This window comes from Rhodococcus sp. DMU1, from assembly GCF_012272955.1.
GTDB lineage: Bacteria > Actinomycetota > Actinomycetes > Mycobacteriales > Mycobacteriaceae > Rhodococcus > Rhodococcus aetherivorans.
Genome location: NZ_CP050952.1, coordinates 906,413 through 931,253 on the forward strand (window position 1 = coordinate 906,413; position 24,841 = coordinate 931,253).

Annotated in this window: 23 protein-coding genes; 9 read left to right on the forward strand and 14 right to left on the reverse strand. The window is 70.3% G+C overall.

Translation table 11 applies throughout. The features are described 5' to 3' along the window. Positions 1 to 73 precede the first annotated feature (73 nt). Positions 74 to 547, reverse strand: a complete 474-nt coding sequence (locus HFP48_RS04210) for a nitroreductase family deazaflavin-dependent oxidoreductase (RefSeq protein ID WP_006937809.1) — start codon at positions 545 to 547, stop codon at positions 74 to 76. A 1-nt stretch (position 548) separates the two neighbouring features. Continuing rightward, complete coding sequence (locus HFP48_RS04215; protein ID WP_050034578.1) at positions 549 to 1,712, reverse strand: steroid 3-ketoacyl-CoA thiolase; 1,164 nt, start codon at positions 1,710 to 1,712, stop codon at positions 549 to 551. A 182-nt stretch (positions 1,713 to 1,894) separates the two neighbouring features. On the opposite strand from HFP48_RS04215, the gene HFP48_RS04220 reads away from it, so the two are divergent. The 3 genes from HFP48_RS04220 to HFP48_RS04230 all read left to right on the forward strand — a co-directional run bounded on the left by HFP48_RS04220 (position 1,895) and on the right by HFP48_RS04230 (position 6,598). Beyond that, positions 1,895 to 3,148 carry a cytochrome P450 gene (locus HFP48_RS04220; protein ID WP_029541008.1) on the forward strand — a complete coding sequence of 418 codons (1,254 nt, stop codon included), beginning with the start codon at positions 1,895 to 1,897 and terminating at the stop codon, positions 3,146 to 3,148. Positions 3,149 to 3,492: 344 nt separating this feature from the next. Continuing rightward, a complete protein-coding gene (locus tag HFP48_RS04225) occupies positions 3,493 to 5,064 on the forward strand; it encodes an FAD-binding protein (protein ID WP_168579066.1) in 1,572 nt (523 codons plus the stop codon). A 97-nt stretch (positions 5,065 to 5,161) separates the two neighbouring features. Beyond that, positions 5,162 to 6,598: an MFS transporter gene (locus HFP48_RS04230; protein WP_246872514.1), complete on the forward strand. Its 1,437-nt coding sequence runs from the start codon at positions 5,162 to 5,164 to the stop codon at positions 6,596 to 6,598. Here HFP48_RS04230 and HFP48_RS04235 read toward each other — a convergent pair. The 6 genes from HFP48_RS04235 to HFP48_RS04260 are packed head-to-tail and all read right to left on the reverse strand — an operon-like array spanning position 6,579 to position 11,736. Then, the gene (locus HFP48_RS04235) at positions 6,579 to 7,178 is read right to left on the reverse strand and encodes a nucleotidyltransferase family protein (RefSeq protein ID WP_168579067.1); all 600 of its coding nucleotides are present in this window, start codon (positions 7,176 to 7,178) and stop codon (positions 6,579 to 6,581) included. The genes HFP48_RS04230 and HFP48_RS04235 overlap by 20 nt on opposite strands. A gap of 9 nt (positions 7,179 to 7,187) precedes the next feature. Then, positions 7,188 to 7,616, reverse strand: coding sequence for a nuclear transport factor 2 family protein (locus HFP48_RS04240; protein WP_168579068.1), 429 nt, complete (start codon positions 7,614 to 7,616; stop codon positions 7,188 to 7,190). Further along, positions 7,613 to 8,491 carry a TIGR03619 family F420-dependent LLM class oxidoreductase gene (locus HFP48_RS04245; RefSeq protein WP_050036270.1) on the reverse strand — a complete coding sequence of 293 codons (879 nt, stop codon included), beginning with the start codon at positions 8,489 to 8,491 and terminating at the stop codon, positions 7,613 to 7,615. Before HFP48_RS04245 ends, HFP48_RS04240 begins: the two co-directional genes overlap by 4 nt. Positions 8,492 to 8,503: 12 nt before the next feature. Further along, positions 8,504 to 9,679, reverse strand: coding sequence for a thiolase domain-containing protein (locus tag HFP48_RS04250; protein ID WP_006937825.1), 1,176 nt, complete (start codon positions 9,677 to 9,679; stop codon positions 8,504 to 8,506). A gap of 1 nt (position 9,680) precedes the next feature. After that, positions 9,681 to 10,742, reverse strand: coding sequence for a thiolase domain-containing protein (locus tag HFP48_RS04255; RefSeq protein WP_006937826.1), 1,062 nt, complete (start codon positions 10,740 to 10,742; stop codon positions 9,681 to 9,683). Positions 10,743 to 10,758: 16 nt separating this feature from the next. Then, on the reverse strand, positions 10,759 to 11,736 hold the full coding sequence (locus HFP48_RS04260) for an OB-fold nucleic acid binding domain-containing protein (RefSeq protein WP_029541022.1): 978 nt from the start codon (positions 11,734 to 11,736) through the stop codon (positions 10,759 to 10,761). Between the two features lie 90 nt (positions 11,737 to 11,826). Here HFP48_RS04260 and HFP48_RS04265 point away from each other — a divergent pair, with 90 nt between their 5' ends. Then, on the forward strand, positions 11,827 to 12,864 hold the full coding sequence (locus HFP48_RS04265) for an LLM class F420-dependent oxidoreductase (protein ID WP_065923041.1): 1,038 nt from the start codon (positions 11,827 to 11,829) through the stop codon (positions 12,862 to 12,864). Positions 12,865 to 13,029: 165 nt separating this feature from the next. Then, entirely contained in the window at positions 13,030 to 13,989 is a 960-nt protein-coding gene (locus HFP48_RS04270; protein ID WP_168579069.1) for a hypothetical protein, read from the forward strand. A 68-nt stretch (positions 13,990 to 14,057) separates the two neighbouring features. On the opposite strand, the gene HFP48_RS04275 is transcribed toward HFP48_RS04270, so the two are convergent. Further along, positions 14,058 to 14,912: a crotonase/enoyl-CoA hydratase family protein gene (locus tag HFP48_RS04275; RefSeq protein WP_006937836.1), complete on the reverse strand. Its 855-nt coding sequence runs from the start codon at positions 14,910 to 14,912 to the stop codon at positions 14,058 to 14,060. Positions 14,913 to 14,989: 77 nt separating this feature from the next. Here HFP48_RS04275 and HFP48_RS04280 point away from each other — a divergent pair, with 77 nt between their 5' ends. Genes HFP48_RS04280 through HFP48_RS04290 form a run of 3 tightly spaced genes read left to right on the forward strand, consistent with a single transcriptional unit; the run spans position 14,990 to position 18,997 of the window. After that, on the forward strand, positions 14,990 to 16,645 hold the full coding sequence (locus HFP48_RS04280; RefSeq protein ID WP_043797480.1) for an acyl-CoA synthetase: 1,656 nt from the start codon (positions 14,990 to 14,992) through the stop codon (positions 16,643 to 16,645). Between the two features lie 11 nt (positions 16,646 to 16,656). Beyond that, positions 16,657 to 17,769 (forward strand): nitronate monooxygenase family protein, encoded by a 1,113-nt coding sequence (locus HFP48_RS04285; RefSeq protein ID WP_043797477.1) that lies wholly within the window; start codon positions 16,657 to 16,659, stop codon positions 17,767 to 17,769. 10 nt (positions 17,770 to 17,779) lie between these two features. Continuing rightward, entirely contained in the window at positions 17,780 to 18,997 is a 1,218-nt protein-coding gene (locus HFP48_RS04290) for a cytochrome P450 (RefSeq protein WP_246872515.1), read from the forward strand. Between the two features lie 71 nt (positions 18,998 to 19,068). On the opposite strand, the gene HFP48_RS04295 is transcribed toward HFP48_RS04290, so the two are convergent. Genes HFP48_RS04295 through HFP48_RS04315 form a run of 5 tightly spaced genes read right to left on the reverse strand, consistent with a single transcriptional unit; the run spans position 19,069 to position 24,416 of the window. Beyond that, on the reverse strand, positions 19,069 to 19,839 hold the full coding sequence (locus HFP48_RS04295; protein WP_168579071.1) for a MerR family transcriptional regulator: 771 nt from the start codon (positions 19,837 to 19,839) through the stop codon (positions 19,069 to 19,071). Between the two features lie 17 nt (positions 19,840 to 19,856). Further along, the gene (locus tag HFP48_RS04300) at positions 19,857 to 20,348 is read right to left on the reverse strand and encodes a DUF6194 family protein (RefSeq protein ID WP_006937846.1); all 492 of its coding nucleotides are present in this window, start codon (positions 20,346 to 20,348) and stop codon (positions 19,857 to 19,859) included. 56 nt (positions 20,349 to 20,404) lie between these two features. Further along, complete coding sequence (locus tag HFP48_RS04305; protein WP_029541037.1) at positions 20,405 to 22,039, reverse strand: long-chain-fatty-acid--CoA ligase; 1,635 nt, start codon at positions 22,037 to 22,039, stop codon at positions 20,405 to 20,407. A 59-nt stretch (positions 22,040 to 22,098) separates the two neighbouring features. Continuing rightward, positions 22,099 to 23,214 carry an acyl-CoA dehydrogenase family protein gene (locus tag HFP48_RS04310; RefSeq protein WP_168579072.1) on the reverse strand — a complete coding sequence of 372 codons (1,116 nt, stop codon included), beginning with the start codon at positions 23,212 to 23,214 and terminating at the stop codon, positions 22,099 to 22,101. A gap of 23 nt (positions 23,215 to 23,237) precedes the next feature. Continuing rightward, positions 23,238 to 24,416, reverse strand: a complete 1,179-nt coding sequence (locus tag HFP48_RS04315; RefSeq protein WP_050034582.1) for an acyl-CoA dehydrogenase family protein — start codon at positions 24,414 to 24,416, stop codon at positions 23,238 to 23,240. Positions 24,417 to 24,595: 179 nt separating this feature from the next. On the opposite strand from HFP48_RS04315, the gene HFP48_RS04320 reads away from it, so the two are divergent. After that, on the forward strand, positions 24,596 to 24,781 hold the full coding sequence (locus HFP48_RS04320) for a ferredoxin (protein ID WP_050034583.1): 186 nt from the start codon (positions 24,596 to 24,598) through the stop codon (positions 24,779 to 24,781). Positions 24,782 to 24,841 lie beyond the last annotated feature (60 nt).

The following is a 24,841-nucleotide window of genomic DNA, read 5'->3' on the forward strand; positions in this document are numbered from 1 at the left end:
ACATCCCTTCTCGAGAGCAGCTCGACCGGGCACCCCACTGGTTCGTGCCCGGTCGTGCCGGCTCCCGCGAGGGTCACTCGCACACCACCACCGGGATGACCCGATCCGTCCAGGACTGATAATTGTCGAAATCCGCGTACATTGCCACCAGCCGCGGCCAGTAGTGCGACCGCTCCTCGGGCGTCGCCGCCCGTGCCGTCATCTGCCGCACCCGGGACTTCACCTGCACGGTCACCCGCGGATCGGCCTGGATGTTGCGGAACCACAGCGGGTGCTCGGGCAGGCCGCCCTGGGACGCGACGAGCACCACCCGCTCGTCGTCCTCGAGGAACAGCAGCGGAACGGTCCGCGGCCGTCCCGTCTTCCGGCCCGTGGTGGTCAGCAGGCAGACGGGGATGCCCCACGGAAAGGCGCTGCCCACCCGCCACTTTCCCCCGATCCGGCCGCCGGTGGCCTGATAGGCCGCCACGTTGGCGCGCGACATCCACTTGATGATCGGCACGGTCCACTTCGAGTCGAGACCCTTCGGCGCGGCGGGCCCGTTCATGTCAGATCCGCTCGATGATCGTGCCGGTGGCCAGCGCGCCGCCCGCGCACATGGTGATCAGCGCGGTGGCGCCGTCGCGCCGCTCGAGCTCGTGCAGCGCGGTGGTGATCAGCCGCGAGCCGGTCGAGCCGACGGGGTGGCCGAGCGCGATCGCGCCGCCGTTCACGTTGACCTTGTCCATGTCGGGCTCGTGCACCCGCGCCCACGACAGCAGCACCGACGCGAACGCCTCGTTGACCTCGAACAGGTCCAGGTCGCGGATCGTCATCCCGGACTTCTCGAGGACGCGGCTCGTCGCCTGCACCGGGCCGTCGAGATGGAACTCGGGCTCGGCGCCGACGAGGGCCTGCGAGACGATCCGGGCCCGCGGCTTCAGGCCGAGCGCCGCGGCGCGGTCGGAGTCCATGAGCAGCACCGCAGCAGCGCCGTCGGAGATCTGCGACGAGGTGCCGGCGGTGTGGATGCCGCCGTCGAGGACCGGCTTCAGCTTCGCGAGCGATTCCGTGGTCGTCTCGCGCAGGCCCTGGTCGCGGGCGACGGTCTGCTTCTCGCCGGTGAGGGTGCCCTCCTTGTCGACGACGGGCGCGACGACGGGCAGCACCTCGCGGTCGAAGCGGCCCTCGTCCCACGCCTGCTTGGCCAGCGCCTGCGACCGGACGCCGAGCGCGTCGACGTCCTCGCGGGTGATGCCGCGACGGCGGGCGATGCGCTCGGCCGCCTCGAACTGGTTGGGCAGGTCGATGTTCCACGACTCGGGCCGCCGCGGGCCGGCGAGTTCGCCGACGTTCGCGCCGAGCGGCACCTGCGACATCGCCTCGATGCCGCAGGCGATGCCGACGTCGATGGCGCCGGTGGCGATGAGTCCGGCGATCAGGTGGTTGGCCTGCTGGGCCGACCCGCACTGGCAGTCGACCGTGGTGGCGCCGACCTGCCACGGCAGGCCGGCGTGCAGCCACGCGGTGCGGGTGATGTTGTTGGACTGCGCGCCGGCCTGGGTGACACACCCGCCGATCACCTGCTCGACGAGGGCGGGATCGAGGCCCGCGCGCTCGATCAGTCCGCTCTGTGCGGCCCCGAGAAGCTCGGCCGCATGCAGGCCGGCGAGCCAGCCGCCGCGCTTGCCGATCGGGGTGCGTGCCGCCTCGACGATGACTGGTGTGCCCACGGTGGGCTCCTTTCTGGTCCTTGTCCTCGCAAAGTAGAACAGGTTTCCGGGGCAGACAAGGCGGGGTCCGAATGATCGGGACTTGGCGATTCCTTGGCCTGCGGGCCGCCCTGTGCTTGAATGCTTTTAGAACGTGTTCCACATCACGACACGGTGCACTCGTCAGGGCAGGAGAGAATTCAGTGGCGCAGCCCAACATCCCCGAAGACATCGACTTCACCGATCCGGATCTCTACGCCGAGCGGATGCCGTTCGAGGAGTTCGCCGAGCTGCGTAGGACGGCCCCCGTCTGGTGGAACAAGAAATCCCCGGACGTCGGCGGATTCCACGACGAGGGATTCTGGGTCGTGTCCCGGCACGAGGAGGTCCGTGAGGTCTCCCGCCGGAGCGACGTGTTCTCCAACTGGGAGAACACCGCGATCCCGCGGTTCAACGACGACATCCCGCGCGAGGCCATCGAACTGCAGCGCCACGTCCTGCTCAACAAGGACGCGCCCGAGCACACCAAGCTGCGCAAGCTCGTCGCCCGCGGTTTCACCCCGCGCGCGATCAACGGCCTTCGCGACGAGCTGAACGCCCGCGCGAAGAAGATCGTCGAGGAGGCCTGCCGGGCCGGCGGGGGCGACTTCGTCACTCAGGTCGCCGCGGAGCTGCCGCTGCAGGCCATCGCCGAACTCATCGGCGTCCCGCAGGAGGACCGCGACAAGATCTTCGAGTGGTCGAATCAGATGACCGGCTACGACGACCCGGACAACACCGCCGACCCGGCGGCCGCGTCGATGGAGGTCCTCGGCTACGCGTACCAGATGGCCGCCGCCCGCAAGGAGTGCCCGGCCGACGACATCGTCACCACCCTGATCGAGGCCGACATCGACGGTGACGAGCTCTCGCCCGAGGAATTCGGCTTCTTCTTCATCGTGCTCGCCGTCGCCGGCAACGAGACCACCCGCAACGCGATCACGCACGGGATGGCGGCGTTCCTCGACAACCCGGAGCAGTGGGAGATCTTCAAGCGGGACCGGCCGAAGACCGCGGCCGACGAGATCATCCGCTGGGCCACGCCGGTCACGTCGTTCCAGCGCACCGCGCTCGAGGACACCGAGCTCGGCGGCCGGACGATCCGCAAGGGCGACCGCGTCGTGATGCTGTACGCGTCGGCGAACAACGACGAAGAGGTGTTCGAGAACCCCCGCACCTTCGATGTCCTGCGAGATCCCAACCCGCACCTCGCCTTCGGCGGTACCGGTGCGCACTACTGCCTCGGCGCGAACCTGGCGCGGATGGAGATCGACCTCGTGTTCAACGCGATCGCCGACTACATGCCCGACATCACCAAGGTCGCCGATCCGAAGCGGCTGCGCTCCGGCTGGCTCAACGGCATCAAGGAGTTCCGGGTGGACTACAAGACGCAGGGCGGCTGCCCGGTCGAGCACTGACCCGGGTGGGGCGGCGCCGAGAGATCGGGAATCCCCCGGCGCCGCCGCGCTTTCCGTGTGAGCGGGGCTGCGGGAGCCGGCGGCATGGGTGCACCCCGCCGAAATTGGGGGTGAGGGCGGGGTGCTCGCCCACAGTATTCGGCCGCCGAGGCGCCCCCGGCTTTCGGTCCTACTGGCCGGGACCTGTTTGCGCGACCGCCGCCGTGCCGGGTCCGGTCTGCGCGGGCCGAACAGCGGGACTCGGCGCCGAGCCCCGAGAGAACCCGCGCAGCAGGGGCCGTGCCTGTTGTTCCACCCAGTGAGACGTCTCCTCCCGCGCGCCGCGGTTGCGGAAATAGTGTCACGTGCTCCTGGAACGGAATCGGCGAAAGGCATCGAACATGGTGGAATGGGCGGAAGAATGCGACGTCCTCGTCGTCGGATCGGGCGCCGGCGGCTGCTGTGGCGCCTACACCGCTGCCCGCGAGGGACTGTCCGTCGTCCTGGTCGAGGCCTCCGAGTACTTCGGCGGCACCACCGCATATTCCGGCGGCGGCGGGGTCTGGTTCCCCACCAATGCGGTGCTGCGACGTGCCGGTGACGACGACACCATCGACGACGCCCTGACCTACTATCACGCGGTCGTCGGCGACCGCACCCCCCGCGACCTGCAGGACGCCTATGTGCGCGGCGGCGCTCCCCTGATCGACTATCTCGAGGCCGACGAGGACATCGAGTTCACCGCCTACCCGTGGCCGGACTACTTCGGCAAGGCTCCCAAGGCCAGCGCGAAGGGCCGTCACATCGCGCCGACCCCGCGGTCCGTCGTCGACGACCCGGAACTCAACGAGTCCGTCCGCGGGCCGCTGGGTCGCGAGCGCAACGGGGATCCGTTGCTGGACAAGCTGATCGGCGGACGTGCCCTCATCGGCCGGTTCCTGCTCGCCATGCGCAAGTACCCGAACGTGCAGTTGCATCGGAACACCGCGCTCGAGGAACTCGTCGTCGAGGACGGCGCCGTGGTCGGCGCGATCGTCTCCCACGGCGACCAGCGGCGGGCGGTGCGGGCCCGCAAGGGCGTCGTGCTCGCCGCCGGCGGATTCGACCACAACGACGAGATGCGCGCGCAGTACGGCGTTCCCGGCGCGGCCCGCGATTCGATGGGTCCGTGGTCCAACCTCGGCAAGGCCCACCAGGCGGCCATCGCGATCGGTGCCGACGTCGACCTGATGAGCGAGGCGTGGTGGTCGCCGGGGCTGACCCACCCCGACGGGCGCTCGGCCTTCGCGCTGTGCTTCACCGGCGGCATCTTCGTCGACCAGGACGGCAACCGCTTCACCAACGAGTACGCGCCCTACGACCGGCTCGGCCGCGACATCATCGCCCGGATGGACAAGGGTGAGATGACGCTGCCGTTCTGGATGATCTACGACGACCGGGGCGGCGTCGTGCCGCCGATCGCGGCGACAAACGTGCCGCTCGTGGAGACCGAGAAGTACGAGGCGGCGGGACTGTGGAAGACCGCCGACACGCTCGCCGAACTAGCCGGGCAGATCGGGGTGCCGGCCGAGGCGCTCGAGGCGACCGTCGCGCGGTTCAACCGCCTCGCCGCCACCGGCGTCGACGAGGACTTCGGCCGCGGGGACGAGCCCTACGACGTGGCGTTCACCGGCGGCGGTTCGGCGCTGATCCCGATCGAGAAGGGCCCGTTCCACGCCGCGCAGTTCGGCATCTCGGACCTCGGCACCAAGGGCGGACTGCGCACCGACACGGTCGGCCGCGTGCTCGACGGCGCCGGGACGCCCATCGCCGGGCTGTACGCGGCGGGCAACACGATGGCCGCCCCGAGCGGCACCGTCTACCCCGGCGGTGGCAACCCGATCGGCACCAGCGCGTTGTTCGCCCACCTGGCGGTCCGGCACATGGCCGGAGCATAGGAACGCCGCGACTCGTCCGGTCCCGCTCAGTGGGTCCTGCGTCACACTCGGAGCACTTCGTCCGTACGGTTCACATCGACGAACCGTAGGAGTTTTCATGAGTACATCGTTGGCACCCGAACGGGCACCCTCGACCCGCGCCGAACGCCGCTACGAGCGGACCCGACCCGTGTGGGCGGTGGTGGCCATTCTCATCGCCGTCGAAGTCATCAGCGCATTCGAGACGTCGATGATGTACGCGGCGCTGCCGACGTTCGCCCGCGTCTTCGAGGCGGACGCCTCCGCGGTCGGATGGACCGTGACGGCGTTCCTGCTGGTGGCGGCGGCCTCGGCGGCGGTGTGCGGCCGGCTCGGCGACATGTACGGCCGCGAACGGGTGCTGATGTTCGTGCTGGCCTGCGCTGCCACCGGCTCCGTCGTCAGCATGGCGTTCGGGACCCTCGAGGCCATCATCGCCGGCCGGGCGATCCAGGGTGTGGCCGGAGCGATCCTGCCGCTGTGCATCGGCCTGGCCCGCGAACACCTGCCGGCCGAGCGCGTCCCCATGGCGGTCGCGCTGATCTCCGGGTCGGCCGTCGCGGCCGGCGCGGCCTCCCTGCTGGTCGCCGGCGTCCTCATCGACCTGGGCGACTGGCGGTACATCTTCGTCGTCGCCGCCGGCTACGCGCTCGTCTGTCTCTTCCTGGTCGAGGCCGTGCTGCCGTGGCGGCGCCGCACCGCTCGGCGGCAACCGATCGACGTCGTCGGCGCGGTCGGCCTGGCGGTGTCGGTGGCGTCCGTCCTGTTCGGTCTGACCCAGAGCCGCTCCTGGGGCTGGAGCGACGCCCGCGTGCTGGGTCCGATCGTCCTCGGCGCCGCGGTGTTCGCCTGCTGGGTGTGGTGGGAACTGGGCCGGACGTCTCCGATCGTGAACCTGCGCCTGCTCGCCGAGCGCAACGTCGCCCTGACGATGCTCGCCGGGGTCGCACTCGGCGTCGGACCGATCGGCGTCGGGACGATGATCATCCCGATCATCATGCAGAGCCCGGCCACCGCGCCGTTCGGCCTGGGACTCTCGCCGACCTACGCCGGAACGCTGTCGTTCGTCGGCGCGATGATCGGCATGGCATTCACCCCGGTCGCGGGCAGGATCGCCGCCGCCGTAGGGGCGCGGACGTCGTTGCTGCTAGGCAGCGTGATGTTCCTCGTCGCGTGTGCCGGGTTCTTCTTCTTCCGCGCATCGGTGATCGGAATGACGCTGCTGGTCGTGGCCGTGTCGGTGGCGACGGCGTTCGCGTACACGGCGCTGCCGAACCTGCTCGTCGAGTCCGTCCCGGAGCACAACACCAGCGAGATGGCCGGCAGCCAGACGGTGCTGCGCACCGCGGCGTCGGCGGTGGGCACCTCGCTCGCCTCGCTCCTGCTCGCGTCCCTGGTGCTGCCCGGGACGGCGACGCCGACAGTGGCCGCGCTCGGGGCCGTCTGCGCGATGCTGGTCCTCTCCTGCGCCGTGACGATCGGGCTGGGTTCGGCGATCAGGTATCGGCGGGCGTGATTCCCGGCCCGTCCAGCAGCGTCAGATCGTCGGGGACGTCGATGTCCCCGGGATCGGCGAGGCGCGTGCAGTCCAGCCGTCGCACCCGGTCGCGGTTGCGGGTGAGGAATCGCCGGGCTCCCTCGTCGCCGACGGCCTCGCCGGCCGCCGCCTCGGCGTCGCGGCGGTCGAACACCACGGGATGCCCGGGGCGGTCCCCGAACACCGGCAGGGTGATCGTGCCCGGGCGGTGCGCGAGGAGTACGGCGCGGACGAGGTCGGCGGTGATGCCGGGGAAGTCGACGACCGTCAGCGCGATCACGTCGTGGCCGGTCGTGGCGTCCACCCCGCACCGCAGCGACGTCGACATCCCCTCGGCCCAGCGCGGATTGACGACGGAGCGGACGCCGGGCGGACACGCGGCGACGACGTCGTCGGCGTAGGCGCCGGCGACCACCGTGACCTCGTCGCAGCCGCCGTCGGCGAGCGCGGCCACCACGGTGTGCAACAGGGGGCGGCCGCCGTGGGGGAGCAGCGCTTTCGCGCGCCCGCCCAGCCGCGTGCCGCCCCCTGCCGCGAGGACGATCCCGGCGACGGTCATGGCCGGACTCTAGCCGCGTGCTTCCTCGGTTGCGGGACGAACCGTCGCCATGGCCCGCTCGACCTCCCAGAAGGCGCGCAGCGACGCGATCCGGCCCGCGTCGTCGACGCGGTAGACGAACACCCCCTCGGCGTCGATCACGTTGCCGCCGAGGGTCGTGCGGATGGTGCCGATGTTGACGCACTCGTCGCCGCACACCAGCACGTCGTCGACGAGGAACTCGAGCTTGTCGGTGTTCGCGATGGTCATGTCGTAGAACCGCGAGATCGCCTCGCGGCCGTGATGGCCCTTGCCCTCCGGATCGAATCCGGACGGACCGACCGGGTCCTCGACGACACCGTTCTCGGCGAACAACGCGACCCACTCGTCCTTGCGTTTGCCGCTTGCCGCCGCCTGCGACGCCCGCGCGGCGACCCGAGCCGGGTGTTCCTCGCTCATGCCGATGCCTTTCCGTGGATGTACCTGTCGGCGAAACGGTGCAGGGACTCCTGCTTCGCCTCGAGGGGACTGTCGAAGCCGTGCCCGTCGAAGATCCACGGCACCACGATGATGTCGGTGACGCCGGCATCCTCGAGCTCGGCGTACCCGGCACGGCCGAACCGGTCCACGCACACCGCCTGGATCTCGAACGGATCGTCGGCGCGGCCGTGTTCGGCGCGCAGTTCCCGCAGCCGGGCGATCACCTGCACGAGGTCGTCGAACCGGATCATCGCCGAGGTCCAGCCGTCGCCCACGCGCGCCGCCCGGCGCAGCGCCACGTCGGTGTGGCCGCCGATGTAGAACGGCACGGGTTCGGTGGGGGCGGGGCTCATCTGAAGCCGGTCGAAGTCGAAGAATTCGCCGTGGTGCTCGACCATGCCGCCGCCGAGGATGAGCTTGATGACGTCGATCATCTCGTCCACCCGCTTGCCGCGCCGCGCGTACGGCACCCCGCACCACTCGAACTCCTCGGGGGCCCAGCCGATTCCCACTCCGAAGCCGAAGCGGTTACCGGTGAGGTTGGCCACCGAGCCGACCTGGCGCGCCAGCAGCACCGGGTTGCGCGAGCCGAGCTTGAGGACCTGGGTGTAGAACCGGAGTGTCGACGTGACCGCCCCCATCGCGGCCGCGGCGATCAGTGGGTCCGCCCAGGGCGTGTCCTCGGTCCACATCCGCGACCCGTCGGGGGTGTACGGGTAGTCGACGGTCTGCTTCTCCATGTAGAACAGGGAGTCGGGCAGCGCGATCGACCGGAACCCGCACTCCTCGGCGGTGCGGGCGAGGCCGGTGAGCTGGTCGAGGGGCGTCATCGCGACGCCGACGGTGAAGTCCACCACGGTCCGTGCCTATCGTTCCGGTCGGTCCGAGCCGACGACCCACATCGAGAAGTACTGCGAGCCGCCGCCGTACGCGTGCCCGAGTGCCTTGCGTGCGCCGTCGACCTGATGCTCCCCGGCGCGCTGCATCACCTGCATCGCGGCCTCGGCGAACCGGATCATGCCGGAGGCGCCGATCGGGTTGGAGGACAGCACACCGCCGGACATGTTGACCGGCAGCTGACCGCCGATGGCCGTCTCCCCGGCCTCGGTGAGCTTCCAACCGGAGCCCTCCGGGGTGAAGCCGAGGTTCTCGAGCCACATCGGCTCGAACCACGAGAACGGGACGTAGATCTCGGCGCAGTCGATCTCGGTGAGCGGGTCGGTGATACCCGCGGCCTGCCACAGCGCCGCCGCGGCCATCCGGCCTGCCTCGGGGTTGACCTGGTCGCGTCCCGCATACGTGGTCGGCTCGGTCCGCATCGCGGTGGCGTGGATCCACGCGACCCTCCGGCCCTGCGCCTCGACCGCCGCGGCCGAGTCCTCGTCGCCGATCACGACGGCGCACGCGCCGTCCGACGACGGGCACGTCTCGTCGTAGCGGATCGGATCCCACAGCATCTGCGACGCCTGCACCGACTCGAGCGTGATGTTCGGCTGCTTGAGGTGCGCGTACGGGTTCTTCGCGCCGTTGAGCCGGTCCTTCACGGCGACCATCGCGCCGATGTGCTCGGGTGCGCCCGATCGGCGGATGTAGGAGCGCACGTGCGGGGCGAAGTAGCCGCCGGCGCCGGCGCCGACCGGCATGGTGAACGGCACCGGGGTGGACAGCGCCCACATCGCGTTCGACTCGGACTGCTTCTCCCACGCCACGGCCAGCACCCGCCGGTGCACGCCGGCCTGCACGAGGCTGGCGGCGACGTTGGCGGTGGACCCGCCGACCGAACCGGCGGTGTGGACCCGCAGCATCGGCTTGCCGGTGGCGCCGATCGCGTCGACCATGGTCAGTTCGGGCATCATCACGCCCTCGAACAGGTCGGGGGCCTTGCCGATCACGACCGCGTCGATGTCGTCCCAGCCGACGTCCGAGTCGGCCAGGGCGCGGTCGATCGCCTCGCGCACGAGGCCGGACATGGACACGTCGTGCCGTTTGGCGACGTAGTGGGTCTGCCCCGTGCCGAGGACAGCCGCGAGTTGCTTGGCCATGTCAGTTACGTCCCTCCAGAACGGCTACCAGATTCTGTTGCAGCACAGGACCGCTCGTCGCGTGTGCGAGGGCCCGCCCGGCCCGCCCGGCCATGATCGCCTGCGCGGCGCAGCCGATGCGCTCGAGGCCGCCGGAGAACATGGGGTTACCCGTGAGCGGGCCGCCGGTCGGGTTGACCGCCGTCGCGTCGGAGAGGCCGAGGGCCTCGCGCAGGATCAGCTCCTGATGGGTGAACGGCGCGTGCAGTTCGGCGACGTCGAACGCGGTGTCACCGCCGGTGACGGCCCGCGCGGCGGCCGACGCGGACGGCGCGGTCGTCAGGTCGCGGCCGCCGAGGTTCGGCGAGTCGATGCGATGCTCGATGCCCGTGATCCAGGCGGGGTTCTCGCACAGTTCACGGGCCCGGTCGCCGGCGGCGAGCACGATCGCGGCGGCGCCGTCGGTGACCGGCGCGCAGTCGTGCCCCCGCAGCGGATCGGCGACGTAGGGCCGGGCCAGCAGCTCCTCGACGTCGAAGTCGCCGCTGATCTGGGCGTTCGGGTTGTCCTTGGCGGCGGCCCGCGCGCGCACCGCGACCTGTGCCATGTCCTCCGCCGTCCACTTGCCGGCGTCGAGCCCGAACCGGGCCTGCAGCCCGGCGAGGGACACGGAATCGAGGCCGAGCGGGGCGACGAGGTACGGGTCGAGCTGCAGGCCGAGGACCTGACGCAGGGTGCCGGCCGACGACTTGCCGAAGCCGTACACCAGGGCGGTGTCGACCTCCCCGGTGATCAGCTTGACCCACGCCTCGTACAGCGCCCAGGCGGCGTCCATCTCGACGTGGGATTCGTTGATCGGCGGCACCGCGCCGATCGCGTCCACGGCCGAGATGAACGAGAACGCCCGGCCCGCGAGGTAATCGGACGAACCGGAGCACCAGAAACCGATGTCCGACTTGGTGATTCCCAGCTTCGAGTACAGCTCCCGGAAGCAGGGGACGAGCATTTCGACGCCGTTGGTGGTGCCGGTGGTCTCGCGCACGTGGGGTGCCTGCGCGAAGCCGACGACTGCGATGTCTGTCATGGTGGGCGCGGCTCCCTTACAGGTGGTGTTTGAAGGTCTCGTAGTCGGCGTCCGGTTCGCCGGTCGGCCGGAAGTACTCGATGTTGCGCAGCGTGTAGTCCCACTCCTCGCGCGGGCGCCACTTCGCCTCCACCCGCATGCCCATCCGGACGTCGGCGGCGTCGCACTCGAGGATCAGGTGCAGGAACGGGATGTCCGCACCGTCGAGCAGCACGTAGGCCGCGACGTACGGCGGCGTGATCTGCTGGCCGAGGAACGGCACGTTGACGATGCAGAACGTGGTGACGATGCCCTTGTCGGACACCTCGACCTGCTCCCGGGTGGGGATGCCGTCGGTGGGGTTCGCGCCGCGCGGCGGGATGTAGACCTTGCCGCCCGGTCCGGTGCGGCCGCCGATCAGCTTGCCCTCGGCCAGCGCGCGCAGGTAGTAGGACTCCTCGTAGGACGCGCTGTGCGTGTAGTGCAGATCCAGCGGCGTGATCATCATCGTCACCGGCTCGCCGGAGGCGTCCGTCCGGACCGTGACGGTCTCGGCCTCGCCCGGTTCGAAAGCTGCGATGTCACGAATGTGACCGGCGCGGTCGTCGGCCCACCGCACGCGTACCCGCATCCCGGTGCTCATGTCCTCGGGACCGGGGACGTCGACCGCGTGCAGCAGCGTCGTGTCGGCCCCGTCCATCTGGATCAGCGCCCACGCGAACGGCCGGTCGAACGGCTGGCCCGGCAGCGGCTCGGGGTTCCACGTCCAGCTGCGCACCGTGCCGGACTGCCCCACCTCGACGAAGTCGGTGAGGGGTTCGTGGGTGACCGCGTCGAACTCCGGGGGCGGCACGAGGACGCGCCCGTCCGAGCCGCGGGCGCCGAGGATGCGCCCGTCGCGCAGGCCCGTGACGAACGCGCCGACGGTCGGCCCCGTGGATCGGGTGTAGTCGAACTTCAGGTTCAGTGGTGCGCTCAGCGGCTTCTCCGCGATCGCGCTCTTTCCCAGGCTCACAACTTCGAGTAGAACAGGTTCTAGAGACGGTGGCAAGGGTACCGTCCGAGCAGCGGTGTCCCCGGTCCGCCCCGAAAGGAATGGTGTGCAATGAAACTGGGTCTGCAACTCGGCTACTGGGGGGCGCAGCCGCCCGCGAACGCCGGCGAGCTCGTCGCCGCCGCCGAGGCGGAGGGTTTCGATGCGGTCTTCGCCGCGGAGTCGTGGGGTTCGGACGCGTTCACGCCGCTCGCGTGGTGGGGCTCGGGCACGCGGCGGGTGCGGCTCGGCACGTCCGTCGTGCAGATCTCCGGCCGCACCCCCACCAGTTGTGCCATGCACGCGATCACCCTCGACCACCTCAGCGGCGGGCGGCACATCCTGGGGCTCGGCGTGTCCGGGCCGCAGGTCGTCGAGGGGTGGTACGGCGAACCGTTCGCCAAGCCGCTCGCCCGCACCCGCGAGTACGTCTCGATCGTGCGCAAGGTGCTGGCCCGCCGGGAGCCGGTGACCAACCCGGGCCCGCACTACCCGCTGCCGTACGACGGACCCGGCGCCACCGGGCTCGGCAAGCCGCTCAAGCCGATCACGCACCCGCTGCGTGCCGACATCCCCATCTGGATCGGCGCCGAGGGGCCCAAGAACGTCGCGCTGACCGCCGAGATCGCCGACGGCTGGCTCGCCATCTACTACTCCCCGCGCCTGGCCCCGATGTACGACGAGTGGCTCGACGAGGGCTTTGGCCGGCCCGGCGCCCGGCGCACCCGCGACGACTTCGAGATCGCCGCGACCTGCCAGGTCGTCGTCACCGACGACCGGACGGGGACCATCGCCGGCCTCAAGCCCGTCACCGCCCTGTACGTCGGAGGCATGGGCACCCCCGAACTCAACTTCCATGCCCAGGTGTACCGGCGCATGGGCTACGGTGACGTGGTCGACGAGGTGACCGCCCTGTTCCGCGCGGGCCGCAAGGACGAGGCCGCCGCCGCGATTCCCGACGAGATGGTCACCGAGACGATGATCATCGGCGACCGCGACGAGGTGCGCGCCGGCGTGAAGCGCTGGTCCGACGCCGGCGTGACGATGCTGCTCGTCAGCTGCCGCGACGCCGAGCACGTGCGCTCCCTGGCGGACGTCGTGCTGCGGTAGGCGCCCGCTTCCCCCGAGCGAATGTATCGTTCACCTCCTCAGATCGACGGGATGCCACATTCGCTCGGTGGGGAGGTTGTCCACAGTCGGCGAGTTGCTCCACAGATTCGACGAATGCACGATCCGCGGCCGCACGAATCCGATCGAGCGGCGCACTGTAGGTCCATGAGAAGGGGTGAGTGGGCGGGGGATCCGGAGGCACTGGGCCGGCTGGGCGACAGCGGTGTGGTTCGCGACGCCGTGCTTCGTCGTGTCGGAGTGTCGGGGTCGGCAATTCACGAGCGGTGCCGTCCGGGTGGTCCCTGGCAACGGCTGCTGCCGGGCATCGTGATGCTCGGAAACGGACCGGCGTCGGCTCGGCAACGCACGATCGCGGCCATGAAGTACGTCGGCGACGACGCCGTACTCACCGGACGATCGGCGCTCGGAGAACATGGACTGGCGGGAGAACAATACGACGTCCACGTGCTGCTCCCGGCGAATCGTCGCGTGCAGTCGGCCGGATTCGTCCTCGTCGAGCGGACAACCCGAATTCCGGACCCTTTGATACGTAATGGCATCCGGTGTGCTCCCATCGAACGTGCCCTGCTCGACGCCGCGCGCCGGTGCACCACTCTCGATGCGACGCGGTCGTTGATCGCCTCGGCCGTCCAGCGTGGAGCGGTGTCGGTGGCAGCGCTGCAGGAGGAACTGGCGGAGGGGAGCGGGCGGGGTTCGGCTCTGCCGCGGCGGGTGCTCCGGGAGGTGGATGCCAACGTCCACTCGGTGGCGGAGGCGAAGGCCCGGGAGCTGTGGGAACGCAGCGGTCTGCCCGAGATGGTGTTCAACCGCGATGTTCTCGACTCCCGGGGCGGGTTCATCGCACGACCTGACGGCTGGATCGACGACGTCGCGATGGCCTGGGACATCGACTCCCTCGCGTGGCACCTGTCGCCCAAGGCGTACAAGGACACGATCGAGCGCCGGACCCGCATGCAGAACGCGGGCATCATCGTGCTGCCGACGATCCCGAGTGCGGTGGAGCGGTCACCGAGGCGTGTCGTCGACGACCTGCGCCGGCACTACGAGCTCGCGGCCTCTCGGCCGCGGCCCGACGTGCGACTACGGACGGTGACCCCGGGCTGAGCGAATGGACCATACCGTCGGACTACGGAGGTGAGCGATACATTCGCTCGGCCCGGGCCTCCGGCCCGTCAGGCGCCGGTGAACTTCGGGGTGCGCTTCTCGGTGAACGCGCGGGGGCCTTCCTTGGCGTCGGCGCTCTTGAAGACCTCGGCGCCGAGTTTCGCGTCGATCTCGAAGGCTTCCTCCTCGTGCATGCCCTCGGTGTCGCGGATGGTCTTCAGGATGGCCTGGACGGCGAGGGGGCCGTTGGCGGCGATGGTCCCGGCGATCTCGAGGGCCTTGTCGAGAGCCTGGCCGTCGGGGACGACGTGGCCGATCAGGCCGATCTCCTTGGCCTCGGCGGCCTTGATGTGGCGGCCGGTGAGCAGGATGTCGGCGGCGATCGTGTAGGGGATCTGGCGGACGAGCCGCACCGCCGAGCCGCCGAGGGGGAACAGGCCCCACTTGGCCTCGGAGACACCGAACTTCGCGCTCTCCCCGGCGACGCGGATGTCGGTGCCCTGGAGGATCTCGGTGCCGCCGGCGATGGCCGGGCCCTCGACCGCGGCGATCAGCGGCTTGGTGAGGCGACGGCCCTTCAGCAGTGCGGGCAGCCTCGACAGATCCCAGCCACCGCCTTTGCCCTTCCCGTCGCTTCGCTCGCCCTGCTCGAACTTGTCGCCCGGGGCCGACCGGTTCATCGCCTTGAGGTCGGCGCCCGCGCAGAACGCGCCGCCGGCGCCGGTCAGGATGGCCACTCGGATCTCCGGATCGTTGTCGACGCGGTCCCAGGCCTCGGCCATGATCGCCATCATCTCGCCGGACAGGGCGTTGCGCGCCTCGGGCCGGTTCATGGTCACGATCAGGACCGAGCCGCGCTGCTCGACGAGGCAGTGCGGGGCGTCTGCCGAAATGCCGGAAACTTCCGATGCGGTGGTGGACACTGAGGACTCCTGAGGGGTTGTGAACTGGATCTCATCCGGGTCTTGTCAGAAACGGTAACACGTTCTACTTTTGTGACGTGGCCCTTAACATCGCAGACCTCGTAGAGCACGCAATCGACCTCGTTCCCGACCGCGTCGCGCTCGCGTCGGACGGACGTGAGGTCACCTACGCGCAGGTGGAGGAGCGCGCCAACCGGCTCGCCCACTATCTGCAGGAACGGGGCGTGAAGCCCGGTGACAAGGTGGGTATCTACTCCCGCAACACCATCGAAGCGATCGAGGCGATGGTCGCGGTGTTCAAGATTCGTGCCGTGATGGTGAACGTCAACTACCGGTACGTCGAGAACGAGTTGCAGTACATCTTCGACAACTCGGACATGGTCGCGCTCGTCCACGAGCGCCGTTACTCCGACAAGGTCGCCGCCGTGCTGCCGCACTGCCCGCAGATCCGCACCGTCGTCGTGGTCGACGACGGCACCGATCTCGACTACGCGAGCTACGGGGGCGTCGACTACGAGTCCGCGCTGGCTCAGGGCTCACCCGAGCGCGACTTCGGCGAACGCAGCGCCGACGACCTCTACATCCTCTACACCGGCGGCACCACCGGCAGCCCCAAGGGCGTGATGTGGCGGCAGGAGGACGTGTGGCGCGTACTCGGCGGCGGCATCAACTTCATGACGGGCGAATACGTCGCCGACGAATGGGAACTCGCAAAGACCGGTGCCGCGAGCCCGCCGCTGGTCCGTTTCCCGATCCCCCCGCTCATCCACGGCGGTGCCCAGTGGGCGGTGCTGCAGTCGCTGTTCAGCGGCGGCAAGGTGATCATGCATCCCGAGTTCGACGGCCACGAGGTGTGGCGCGTCATCGAGGAGCACAAGGTCAACGTCATCTTCATCACCGGCGACGCGATGGGCCGCCCGATGCTCGACGCGCTCGAGAGCGGACGTCCGGGAACCGGTGAGAAGTACGATCTTTCGTCCCTGTTCGCGATGGCGTCGAGCGCCGCGCTGTTCTCCCCGGCGCTGAAGGAACGCTTCCTGGACCTGATGCCCAACACGGTGATCACCGACTCGATCGGCTCGTCCGAGACCGGCTTCGGCGGACTCGGCATCGTCGCCAAGGGCCAGGCCCACTCGGGTGGCCCCACCGTCAAGATCGACGCCTCCACGGCCGTGATCGACGACGACGGAAATCCGGTCGAGGCCGGCTCCGGGCAGGTGGGCGTGCTCGCCCGCAAGGGCCACATCCCCATCGGCTACTACAAGGACGAGGTCAAGACCAAGGCGACCTTCCGCGAGTACCACGGCGTCCGCTACTCGATCCCGGGCGACCATGCGCGGGTCGAGGCCGACGGCACCGTCACCATGCTCGGCCGCGGGTCCGTCTGCATCAACACCGGTGGCGAGAAGGTGTTCCCCGAGGAGGTCGAGGGCGCCCTCAAGGCCCACCCGGACGTGTTCGACGTCCTCGTCGTCGGCGTGCCCGACGAGCGCTGGGGGCAGCGGGTGTCCGCCGTGATCGCGCCCCGCGCCGGTACCCGCCCGGCGCTGGCCGACCTCGTCGAGGTGGCCCGCACGCAGATCGCCAGCTACAAGATTCCGCGCAGTGTCTGGTACGTCGACGCCATCAAGCGTTCGCCGGCCGGCAAGCCCGACTACCGCTGGGCCAAGGAACAGACCGAGCAGCGCCCAGCGGACGACCACCACACCAACGGCTCCGCCGCGGCGAGCTAGAAGGGACCGGGATGCACACCGATCTCAGCAGGAAATTCGGCATCCAGTACCCGATCTTCGGGTTCACCCCGTCCGAGCACGTCGCCGCCGCGATCAGCCGGGCCGGTGGTCTCGGCGTCCTCGGCTGTGTCCGGTTCAACGACCCGGACGAGCTCGACGCCGTGCTCACCTGGATGGACGAGAACACCGACGGCAAGCCCTACGGGGTCGACGTCGTGATGCCCGCAAAGGTTCCCACCGAGGGCACCGCCGTCGACCTCGACAAGCTCATCCCCGCCGAGCACCGTGCCTTCGTCGAGCGCACCCTCGCCGAGCTCGGCGTGCCGCCGCTCGACGAGTCCGCCGAACACGCGGCCGGCGTCCTCGGCTGGCTGCACTCGGTCGCCCGCGCACATGTGGACGTCGCCCTCGAGCACCGGCCCGCGCTCATCGCCAACGCGCTCGGCTCCCCGCCGAAGGACGTGATCGACCTCGCCCACGAGAAGGGGGTGCCCGTCGCGGCGCTCGCCGGGGCGGTCGAGCATGCCCGGCGGCACGTCGAGAACGGCGTCGACATCGTCATCGCCCAGGGGTACGAGGCGGGCGGGCACACCGGCGAGGTGGCCTCGATGGTGCTCTGGCCCGAAATCGTGGACGCCCTCGGCGATTCGGCGGCGGTGCTTGCCGCCGGCGGTATCGGCTCCGGGCGGCAGGTCGCGGCCGCGCTCGCGCTCGGCGCGTCCGGGGTGTGGATGGGTTCCTACTGGCTCACCACCTCCGAATACAAGCTCGGCGCTGCCGCCGACGGCCCGTCGTCGGTCCAGCGGGCCCTGCTGGGCGCGACATCGTCGGACACCGTCCGCTCGCGGATCTACTCCGGCAAGCCCGCCCGCCTGCTCAAGACGAAGTGGACCGAGGCATGGTCGAAGCCCGATGCCCCGTCGCCGCTGCCGATGCCGTTGCAGAACCTGCTCGTGAGCGAAGCCCACCAGCGGATCGCCGCCGCGGACGATCCCGAGGTCGTCGCGATGCCCGTCGGGCAGATCGTCGGCCGGATGAACGAGATCCGGCCGGTCGCGGAGATCATGGCCGAGCTCGTCGAGGGGTACGAGCGGGCCGTGGACCGGTTGAACGCAGCACGGTGACGGACCGGTGGTGACCGTCTACGATCCCTTCGATCCGCAGTTCCTGGCCGACCCCTACCCGGCCTACCGGATGCTGCGGGACGAGGACCCGGTGCACCGCCACGTCAGCACCCGGAACGGCATTCCGCCGTTCCGGGTGCTGTCCCGTTTCGAGGACGTGTGGAACGCGGTGCGCGACACCGAGACCTACTCGTCCGCTGGGGGATTGACGTTCGTTCCCGACGAGATCGGCACACTGGGTCTCGCCCCGACGATCGTCATGCTCGACCCCCCGCGGCACGGGCAGCTGCGCAGCCTGATCGCGAAGGGGTTCACGCCCCGGCGCGTCGCGGCGCTCGAGGACGCCGTGCGCGGGTTCGTCCGCGGCCGGCTCGATTCGTTCGCCGGGCGGCGCGAGGTCGATCTGCACCGCGAATTCTCCTCGACCGTCCCGACGTTCGTCCTGGCGGAGATGCTCGGCGTGCCGGCGGCCGACCGGGCCCGGTTCGATCCGTGGGTCGCCGCGCTGACGACGTTGCAGGACAGCGGATTCGACGTGGCCGCCATGAGCGCACCCGACGCCGTCGCCGAGATGTTCGAGTACTTCTCGCGGCTGATCGGCGAGCGCCGCCGCGAACCCGGCGACGACCTGATCAGCGCCCTGACCACCGTCGAGTCCGACGGCGAATTGCTCACCGACTGGGAGATCCTCGGGTTCTGCTTCGTCATGGTGGCCGGCGGCAACGACACCACCGGAAACCTGATCTCGCACGCCGTGATGCTGCTCGACACCGATCACCGCCAGCGCGACCTGCTCGTCGACGAGCCTTCCCGGATCCCGGGCGCGTTGACGGAGACGCTGCGGCTGGAGGGATCGGTGCAGGGACTCGCGCGCACCACCACCCGTGACGTCGAGTTGCACGGGGTGACGATTCCGGCCGGGGAGAAGGTGATGATGCTCTACGGCGCCGCCAATCGCGACGAACGCGAATTCGGCGACACCGCGGAGCAGTTCGACGTCACCCGGCCGATTCCGCGGCACCTCGGATTCTCCAGCGGTCCCCACTTCTGCATCGGCTCGCACCTGGCGAAGCTGCAGTCCCGGGTTGCGCTCGAGGAGTTGCTGGCCCGGTATCCCCACGTGTCGGTCGATCCGGCATCGGGGGTGCGTCTGCAGTCGTCGTTCACCCGCGGCTGGGTGAGCCTGCCCGCCCTCCTGCGTCAGCCGAGCGGGAGGTTGGGGCGGTGAGCGGGAGTATGTCGCGGCATCGTGCGGGTGCGTCGACCAGGATGCTCCCCCTCGGAACGAGAACCTCCCTGTCACGACCCACGGACACGCCGCGCGTTCGCGACGATCGCGGCGTGGACGAACCGCGGCAGCCCGGGCGCCAGCTCCTCCCACTCGGAGGTGGCGGCGTCGCCGGAGACATACAGGGCCGCGATCTCGCAGTGCTGCTGCGGACTGCACGGGCCGAACCAGCGTTCGAGGTGGCGGCGGTGCTGCTCGGCGGCATCCATCGCTACCGGTCCGTCCGCCGGCTCGCCCGCCGCGATCGCCTCGACGAACGCTCGGATGTCGGCGGCGGCCTCGGCCTTGATCGTCTCCCAGTCCTCCCTGGTGTGCCCCGCGGCGCGGTGCGCCGCCCGCTCCCACTGGTCGTGATTCGGCCAGTCCGGCTCGGTGGCCGCGAATCGTTCGGCGAACCGGTCGGTTCCGAAGATCTCCAGTTGCTCCTCAGGGGTGAGCGATACACCCGTGCGCCGCGCCTCGAGCTCGCGATCGAGCGCCGCGAGCAGACCGATGAGGTGGTCCCGGCGCTGTTCGAGAAGCCGCCGCTGGCGGCGGAGGTGATCGTCGACGGTCGCGCCCGGATCGGCGAGCATGTCGGCAATGGCATCGAGGCCGAAGTCGAGCGCGCGATAGAACAGGATGCGTCGCAGCCGCTCGACGTCGGCGGCCGAGTAGAGGCGGTGGTTGCCGGCGCTGCGTCCATGGGGCACGAGCAGGCCGATCCGGTCGTAGTGGTGGAGCGTGCGCACCGAGACGCCAGCCATCCGCGCGACGTCCCCGACCGTGTACTCGCCGTCCACACGTCGATGATGCGCCGTCACGGCCGGTGTCGTCGCGCCGCCCGGGCGTGGGCGACGGCGAGCAGGCCGGGGACCTGTGCGGCGGTGCGCACGCCCGGGTTCAGGATCGACACCCACCCCTGCGGCGCGTACACGGGATGGGGAAGCAGGAGATCGAGGGCGGTGTAGTCCACGGCGGCGCCGTGCCGCGCGTGCCCGGCCGGCGGGTAACCCAGCAGGTCGCGGAACTCGTCGCGGCCGACCGCGACGTTGAGCCGGAACACCCCCGTCCGGTAGAGGTGGGACGCGGTGTCGAAGCCGTCGTAGTCGTGGACGACGACCGTGGCGAACGGGAACCTGCGGTCGGCGGGGGTGGTGCCGTCCGGATCGAAGAACAGGAAGGTGTCGCCCCACGCCTGCCGGGGCGCGCCGTTGTCCTCCCCGGCCGTCGTCGCCACCACCCCGGGCAGGGCCGCCGCGACGTCGATGATGTCGTCCACCGTGAGGGATCGGGGTTCGTTCGTCGTCATGGGGCGGACGCTACGACCTGACGCAACGTCAGGTTCAAGTCCTCGTGCCGGATCGCCTATCGGCCCGATCCGGTGACCTGCGGCTGCAACTCGGCCGCCAGGTCGTCGGTCAGCGGCGTGAACTCGCGCTCGCCGCGGCGGCGGACCCATACCGGGTCGGCGCAGTGCCACCGCTCGGCGCTGAGTGTGCGGGTGAGGATCTTGAACGTGGCGGTGCGCGGGAAGTCCCGGCACACCCGGATCAGCGTCGGCAGCTGCTTGGGGCCGAGATCGCCCTGCGCGTCGAGGAACCCGGCGAGTGCGACGGGGTCGAACGCGGAATCCGCGGTCGGGATGACCGCGGCCATCACCCGGTCGCCGACCTGCGGATCCGGGACCGCGTAGACCGAGACCTGCGCGAAGCCCGGGTAGCGGAGCAGGGCCCGCTCGATCGGAGCGGCCGCGATGTTCTCGCCGTCGACGCGCATCCAGCCGGAACTGCGGCCGGCGAAGTAGACGAACCCGTCGGCGTCGGCGTAGCCGAGATCGCCGCTGTGGTACCGGCCGTCGCGCACCCGCTCGGCGTCGGCCTCCGGGTTCTTGTAGTAGCCGGCGAACAGTCCGGCCCCGGCGACGTTGACGAGCTCACCGGTCGCGACGTCGGCGTTGAGGATGCGGCCGTCGGCATCGAACTCGGCGACCGGACAGGGCGATCCGGTGTCCGGTTCGAGGATCCGCACGCCCTCGGGCAGCCGTCCCAGCGCCCCGGGCGGCGCATCGGGCGCCGCGGAGATCGAGATGCCGCCCTCGGTGGAGCCGAACCCGTCGACGACCGTCGCGCCGAACCGCCGGCGGAACTCGGCGATCGCGGGCGCCGTGCCCTCGTTGCCGTACATGATGCGCAGGGGATTGTCCGCCTCGCCGGGCTCCTCCGGGGTGGCGACGATGTAGGACAACGGCTTTCCCACGTAGTTGGCGTAGGTGACGCCGAAGCGGCGCACGTCCGGCAGGAAGCCGGAGGCGGAGAACCTGCGCCGCAGGGCGATCCCGGCCCCGGCCGCCAGCGCCACCGCCCAGCCGGCCATCATCGCGTTGGAGTGGAACATCGGCATCGACACGTACACGACGTCGTCGGCGCCGAGACCGAACCGTTCCGCGAGCATCACTCCGGGGCCGGTGATCTTCTCGTGGGTGCAGCACACGGCCTTCGGGTCGCCGCTGGTGCCGGACGTGAAGATCAGCATGAACAGATCGGTCGCGGCGACGGGCGCCGGCGCGGCGGTAGAACCGGTGTGGGGAGCGAGCAGATCGGCCCACTCGGCGGAGTCGACGTCGATCACCCGGACGCCGCCGAGGTCGAGTCCGTCCAGCAGCCGCGCGTTCGCGGCCTCGGTGAACACCACCTGGCAGTCCGCGAGCGCGATGTCGCGGGCGAGGGCCTGCCCGCGACGGGTGGTGTTCAGCCCGACCACCACCGAGCCGGACAGCGCCGCGGCGCCGAGCAGCATCGAGAACTCCGGCACGTTGTCCATGAGGATCCCGAAGTGCCGGGGTCTGCGTGGGTCGAGCAGTTCGTGCAACAGGGCGGCCCGGTCCCGGCCGGCCTGCACGTGCTCGCGCCACGACAGCGACATGTTCTCGAACTGCAGGCCACGATCGTCGACGGTGGCGAGCCGTTCGAGGAGCGCGGTCACGGTGGGGACGTCGGTCATGCCGGCATCCTGGGGCATCGCCGCGGCGGGTGGGGTGCCGGTTCCGCTGATCGGGACGCTCACGCCGGCGCCTCCGCGAGGGACGCGCCGAGGTGCCGCAGCTGCGCGGTGGCCGACCCGAGGTGGAACTCGTGGTGTTTGGCGGCCAGGAAGTACCGGTGCACGGGGTGGTCCTCGTCCAGGCCGACTCCGCCGTGGACGTGTACGAGTGTGTGCGCGACGCGGTGCCCGGCGTCGGCGGCCCAGAACGCGGCCGTGCGCAGCTCCCCGGTGTCGGGCAGCCCGGCCTCCGCGCGGAAGGCCGCCTGCCACAGGGTGAGCCGGGCGCCCTTGACGTCGATGTAGGCGTCGGCGAGCCGCTGGGCCACCGCCTGGAAGCTGCCGATGGGCCGATCGAACTGCACCCGCTCGCGGGCGTACCCGGCGGTGAGTTCGAGCGCCCCGTCGAGCACCCCGTACTGGTATGCGGCCGAGCCGAGCAGCCCGCGGTCGCGCAGCCACACGGTGACCGCGTGGCCGTCGGTGCCGAGCGCGCGGTCCCCGGGCACGGAGGCCGCGGCGAGGGTGAGCGTCCCGAGGCAGCCGAGGCCGGTGTCGTACTGGCGGGTCACGGTCACGCCGGGATCGCCGGGAAGGACGAGGAGCACGGTGACGCCGTCGGGGGTCGAGGCCGGCACGAGGAACAGGTCCGCGGCGGGCGCGGCGTCGACGAGGATCTTGGTGCCGTCGACGATCCATCCGCCGTCGGCGCGACGTGCCGTGGTGGTCGGCGACGTGGGGTCGTCGTTCAGTTCCTCCTCGAGGGCGGCGGTGAGGATCTTCTCGCCGGTGGCGGCGGGTTCGCCCCAGTCGCGACGCTGCGCGTCGCTGCCGAACTCGGCGACGGCGGCGGCGGACACGACGATCGAGGACAGGTAGGGGACGGCGGCGACGCCGCGGCCGAGTTCGGTGAGGATGCTCGTCTGTTCGAGCGGTCCGAAGCCGTCGCCGCCGACGGACTCGGGCAGTGCCGCGCCGAGGATGCCCGAGGAGGCGAGCGCGTCCCACAGGGTGTGGTCGATGCGGTCGTCGGCGGCGTCGAGCCGGCGCAGGTGGTCATTGGTGACGATCTCGGTGACGATGCGGCGGGTGAGGCCGGCGAGGTCCTGCTGCGCCTCGGTGAGGGTGAAGTCCACGGTTTGTCCCTTCCGGTGGAGTGTCAGCGCTTGGCGGGTGGCTGTCCGAGGGCGGTCATCGCGATGATGTCGCGCTGGACCTCGTTGGTGCCGCCGCCGAAGGTGAGGATCAGGGAGCTGCGATGCATCCGTTCGAGCCGGCCCCGCAGCAGCACGCCCGGGGAGTTCTGTCGCAGCGTGGCCGACGGGCCGAGGATCTCCATCAGCAGGCGGTAGGCCTCGGTGGCGAACTCGGTGCCGAACACCTTGTTCGCCGACGCCGGTGCGGGTCCGAGCGGCGCAGTGCTGGAAGCGATCTCCCAGTTCATCAGCTTCAGGTACTCGGCCTTGGCGTGGACCCGGGCCAGGTTGATCTGCACCCATTCCTGATCGAGGACGCGGCGGCCGTCGGGCAGGCAGGTGTGCTGCGCCCACGCGCGCACTTCCTGCAGCGCGGTGAGGATCGGGCCCGCGGAGGTGAGCGCGACGCGTTCGTGGTTGAGCTGGTTGGTGATCAGCGCCCAGCCGCCGTTCTCCGCGCCGACGAGCGCGGACGCCGGGACGCGCACGTCCTGGTAATAGGTGGCGCTGGTGTCGGGGCCGGCCATGGTGTGCACGGGCGTGTACGAGAACCCCTCGGCGGTGGTGGGCACGATGAGGACGCTGATGCCCTTGTGCTTCCGGGCATTCGGATCGGTGCGGCACGCGAGCCACACGTAGTCGGCGTAGGCGATCAGGCTCGTCCACATCTTCTGGCCGTTGATCACCCACTCGTCACCGTCGCGCACGGCGGTGGTGCGCAGCGACGCGAGATCCGTGCCCGCCTCGGGCTCGGAGTAGCCGATGGAGAAGTGCAGCTCGCCGGCGGAGATCCTCGGCAGGAAGAACTCCTTCTGCTCGGGCGTGCCGAAGTGCATGATCGTGGGCGCCACCGAGTTGACGGTGAGGAACGGGACCGGCGCGCCGGCGATCGCGGCCTCGTCGGTGAAGATGAGCTGGTCCATGGCCGAACGGTTCTGCCCGCCGTACTCCTCGGGCCAGCCGAGCGTGAGCCAGCCGTCCTTGCCCATCTGCTGGACGACCTCCCGGTACACGTTGCCGGCGCCGTACTCGCCCGTGGTCGCGGCGAGCGCCTCCCGTCGTTCGGGGGTCATCAGGTCGGCGAAGTAGGCGCGCAACTGCGCGCGGAGTTCCTCTTGCTGCGGGGTGTACGCGATGTCCACGAACCGCTCCGTTCGTCGGGTAGGCAGCTGGTCGACGGCCGAGGACCGGGACCGGCTCGGCGATGTTCCCGAATCATTGCACAGAACTGAAACGCGTTCTAGCCTGGTTTTCGAGCCGTCGCGCCAGCCCGCGCGTCCGGCGCCCGATCGGTCGAGCAAGCGAGAAGCGAGGTCTGTTCATGGAGGTCAAGGTCGACTTCGATCGTTGCGAGGCGAACGGCGTGTGCGTGGGAATCGCGCCCGAGGTGTTCGATCTGAACGACAACGACGAGCTGATCGTCACGTACCCCATCGCGCCGGAGCGGGAGGAGGACGTGCGCACGGCGATCGCCCAGTGCCCGCGTGCGGCGCTGAGCGAGGCCTGACGGCGCCCCTTGTCAGAAACGAGAACACGTTCTACATTTCCGGGGGTCGCCGGAATCCGC

Excerpts from the sequence above, each read along its gene's own strand:
- HFP48_RS04210 (WP_006937809.1), bottom strand. The coding sequence starts at position 547 with ATGAACGGGCCCGCCGCGCCGAAGGGTCTCGACTCGAAGTGGACCGTG.
- HFP48_RS04230 (WP_246872514.1), top strand. The coding sequence starts at position 5,162 with ATGAGTACATCGTTGGCACCCGAACGGGCACCCTCGACCCGCGCCGAA.
- HFP48_RS04235 (WP_168579067.1), bottom strand. The coding sequence starts at position 7,178 with ATGACCGTCGCCGGGATCGTCCTCGCGGCAGGGGGCGGCACGCGGCTG.
- HFP48_RS04240 (WP_168579068.1), bottom strand. The coding sequence starts at position 7,616 with ATGAGCGAGGAACACCCGGCTCGGGTCGCCGCGCGGGCGTCGCAGGCG.
- HFP48_RS04250 (WP_006937825.1), bottom strand. The coding sequence starts at position 9,679 with ATGGCCAAGCAACTCGCGGCTGTCCTCGGCACGGGGCAGACCCACTAC.
- HFP48_RS04255 (WP_006937826.1), bottom strand. The coding sequence starts at position 10,742 with ATGACAGACATCGCAGTCGTCGGCTTCGCGCAGGCACCCCACGTGCGC.
- HFP48_RS04265 (WP_065923041.1), top strand. The coding sequence starts at position 11,827 with ATGAAACTGGGTCTGCAACTCGGCTACTGGGGGGCGCAGCCGCCCGCG.
- HFP48_RS04270 (WP_168579069.1), top strand. The coding sequence starts at position 13,030 with ATGAGAAGGGGTGAGTGGGCGGGGGATCCGGAGGCACTGGGCCGGCTG.
- HFP48_RS04285 (WP_043797477.1), top strand. The coding sequence starts at position 16,657 with ATGCACACCGATCTCAGCAGGAAATTCGGCATCCAGTACCCGATCTTC.
- HFP48_RS04300 (WP_006937846.1), bottom strand. The coding sequence starts at position 20,348 with ATGACGACGAACGAACCCCGATCCCTCACGGTGGACGACATCATCGAC.
- HFP48_RS04305 (WP_029541037.1), bottom strand. The coding sequence starts at position 22,039 with ATGACCGACGTCCCCACCGTGACCGCGCTCCTCGAACGGCTCGCCACC.
- HFP48_RS04320 (WP_050034583.1), top strand. The coding sequence starts at position 24,596 with ATGGAGGTCAAGGTCGACTTCGATCGTTGCGAGGCGAACGGCGTGTGC.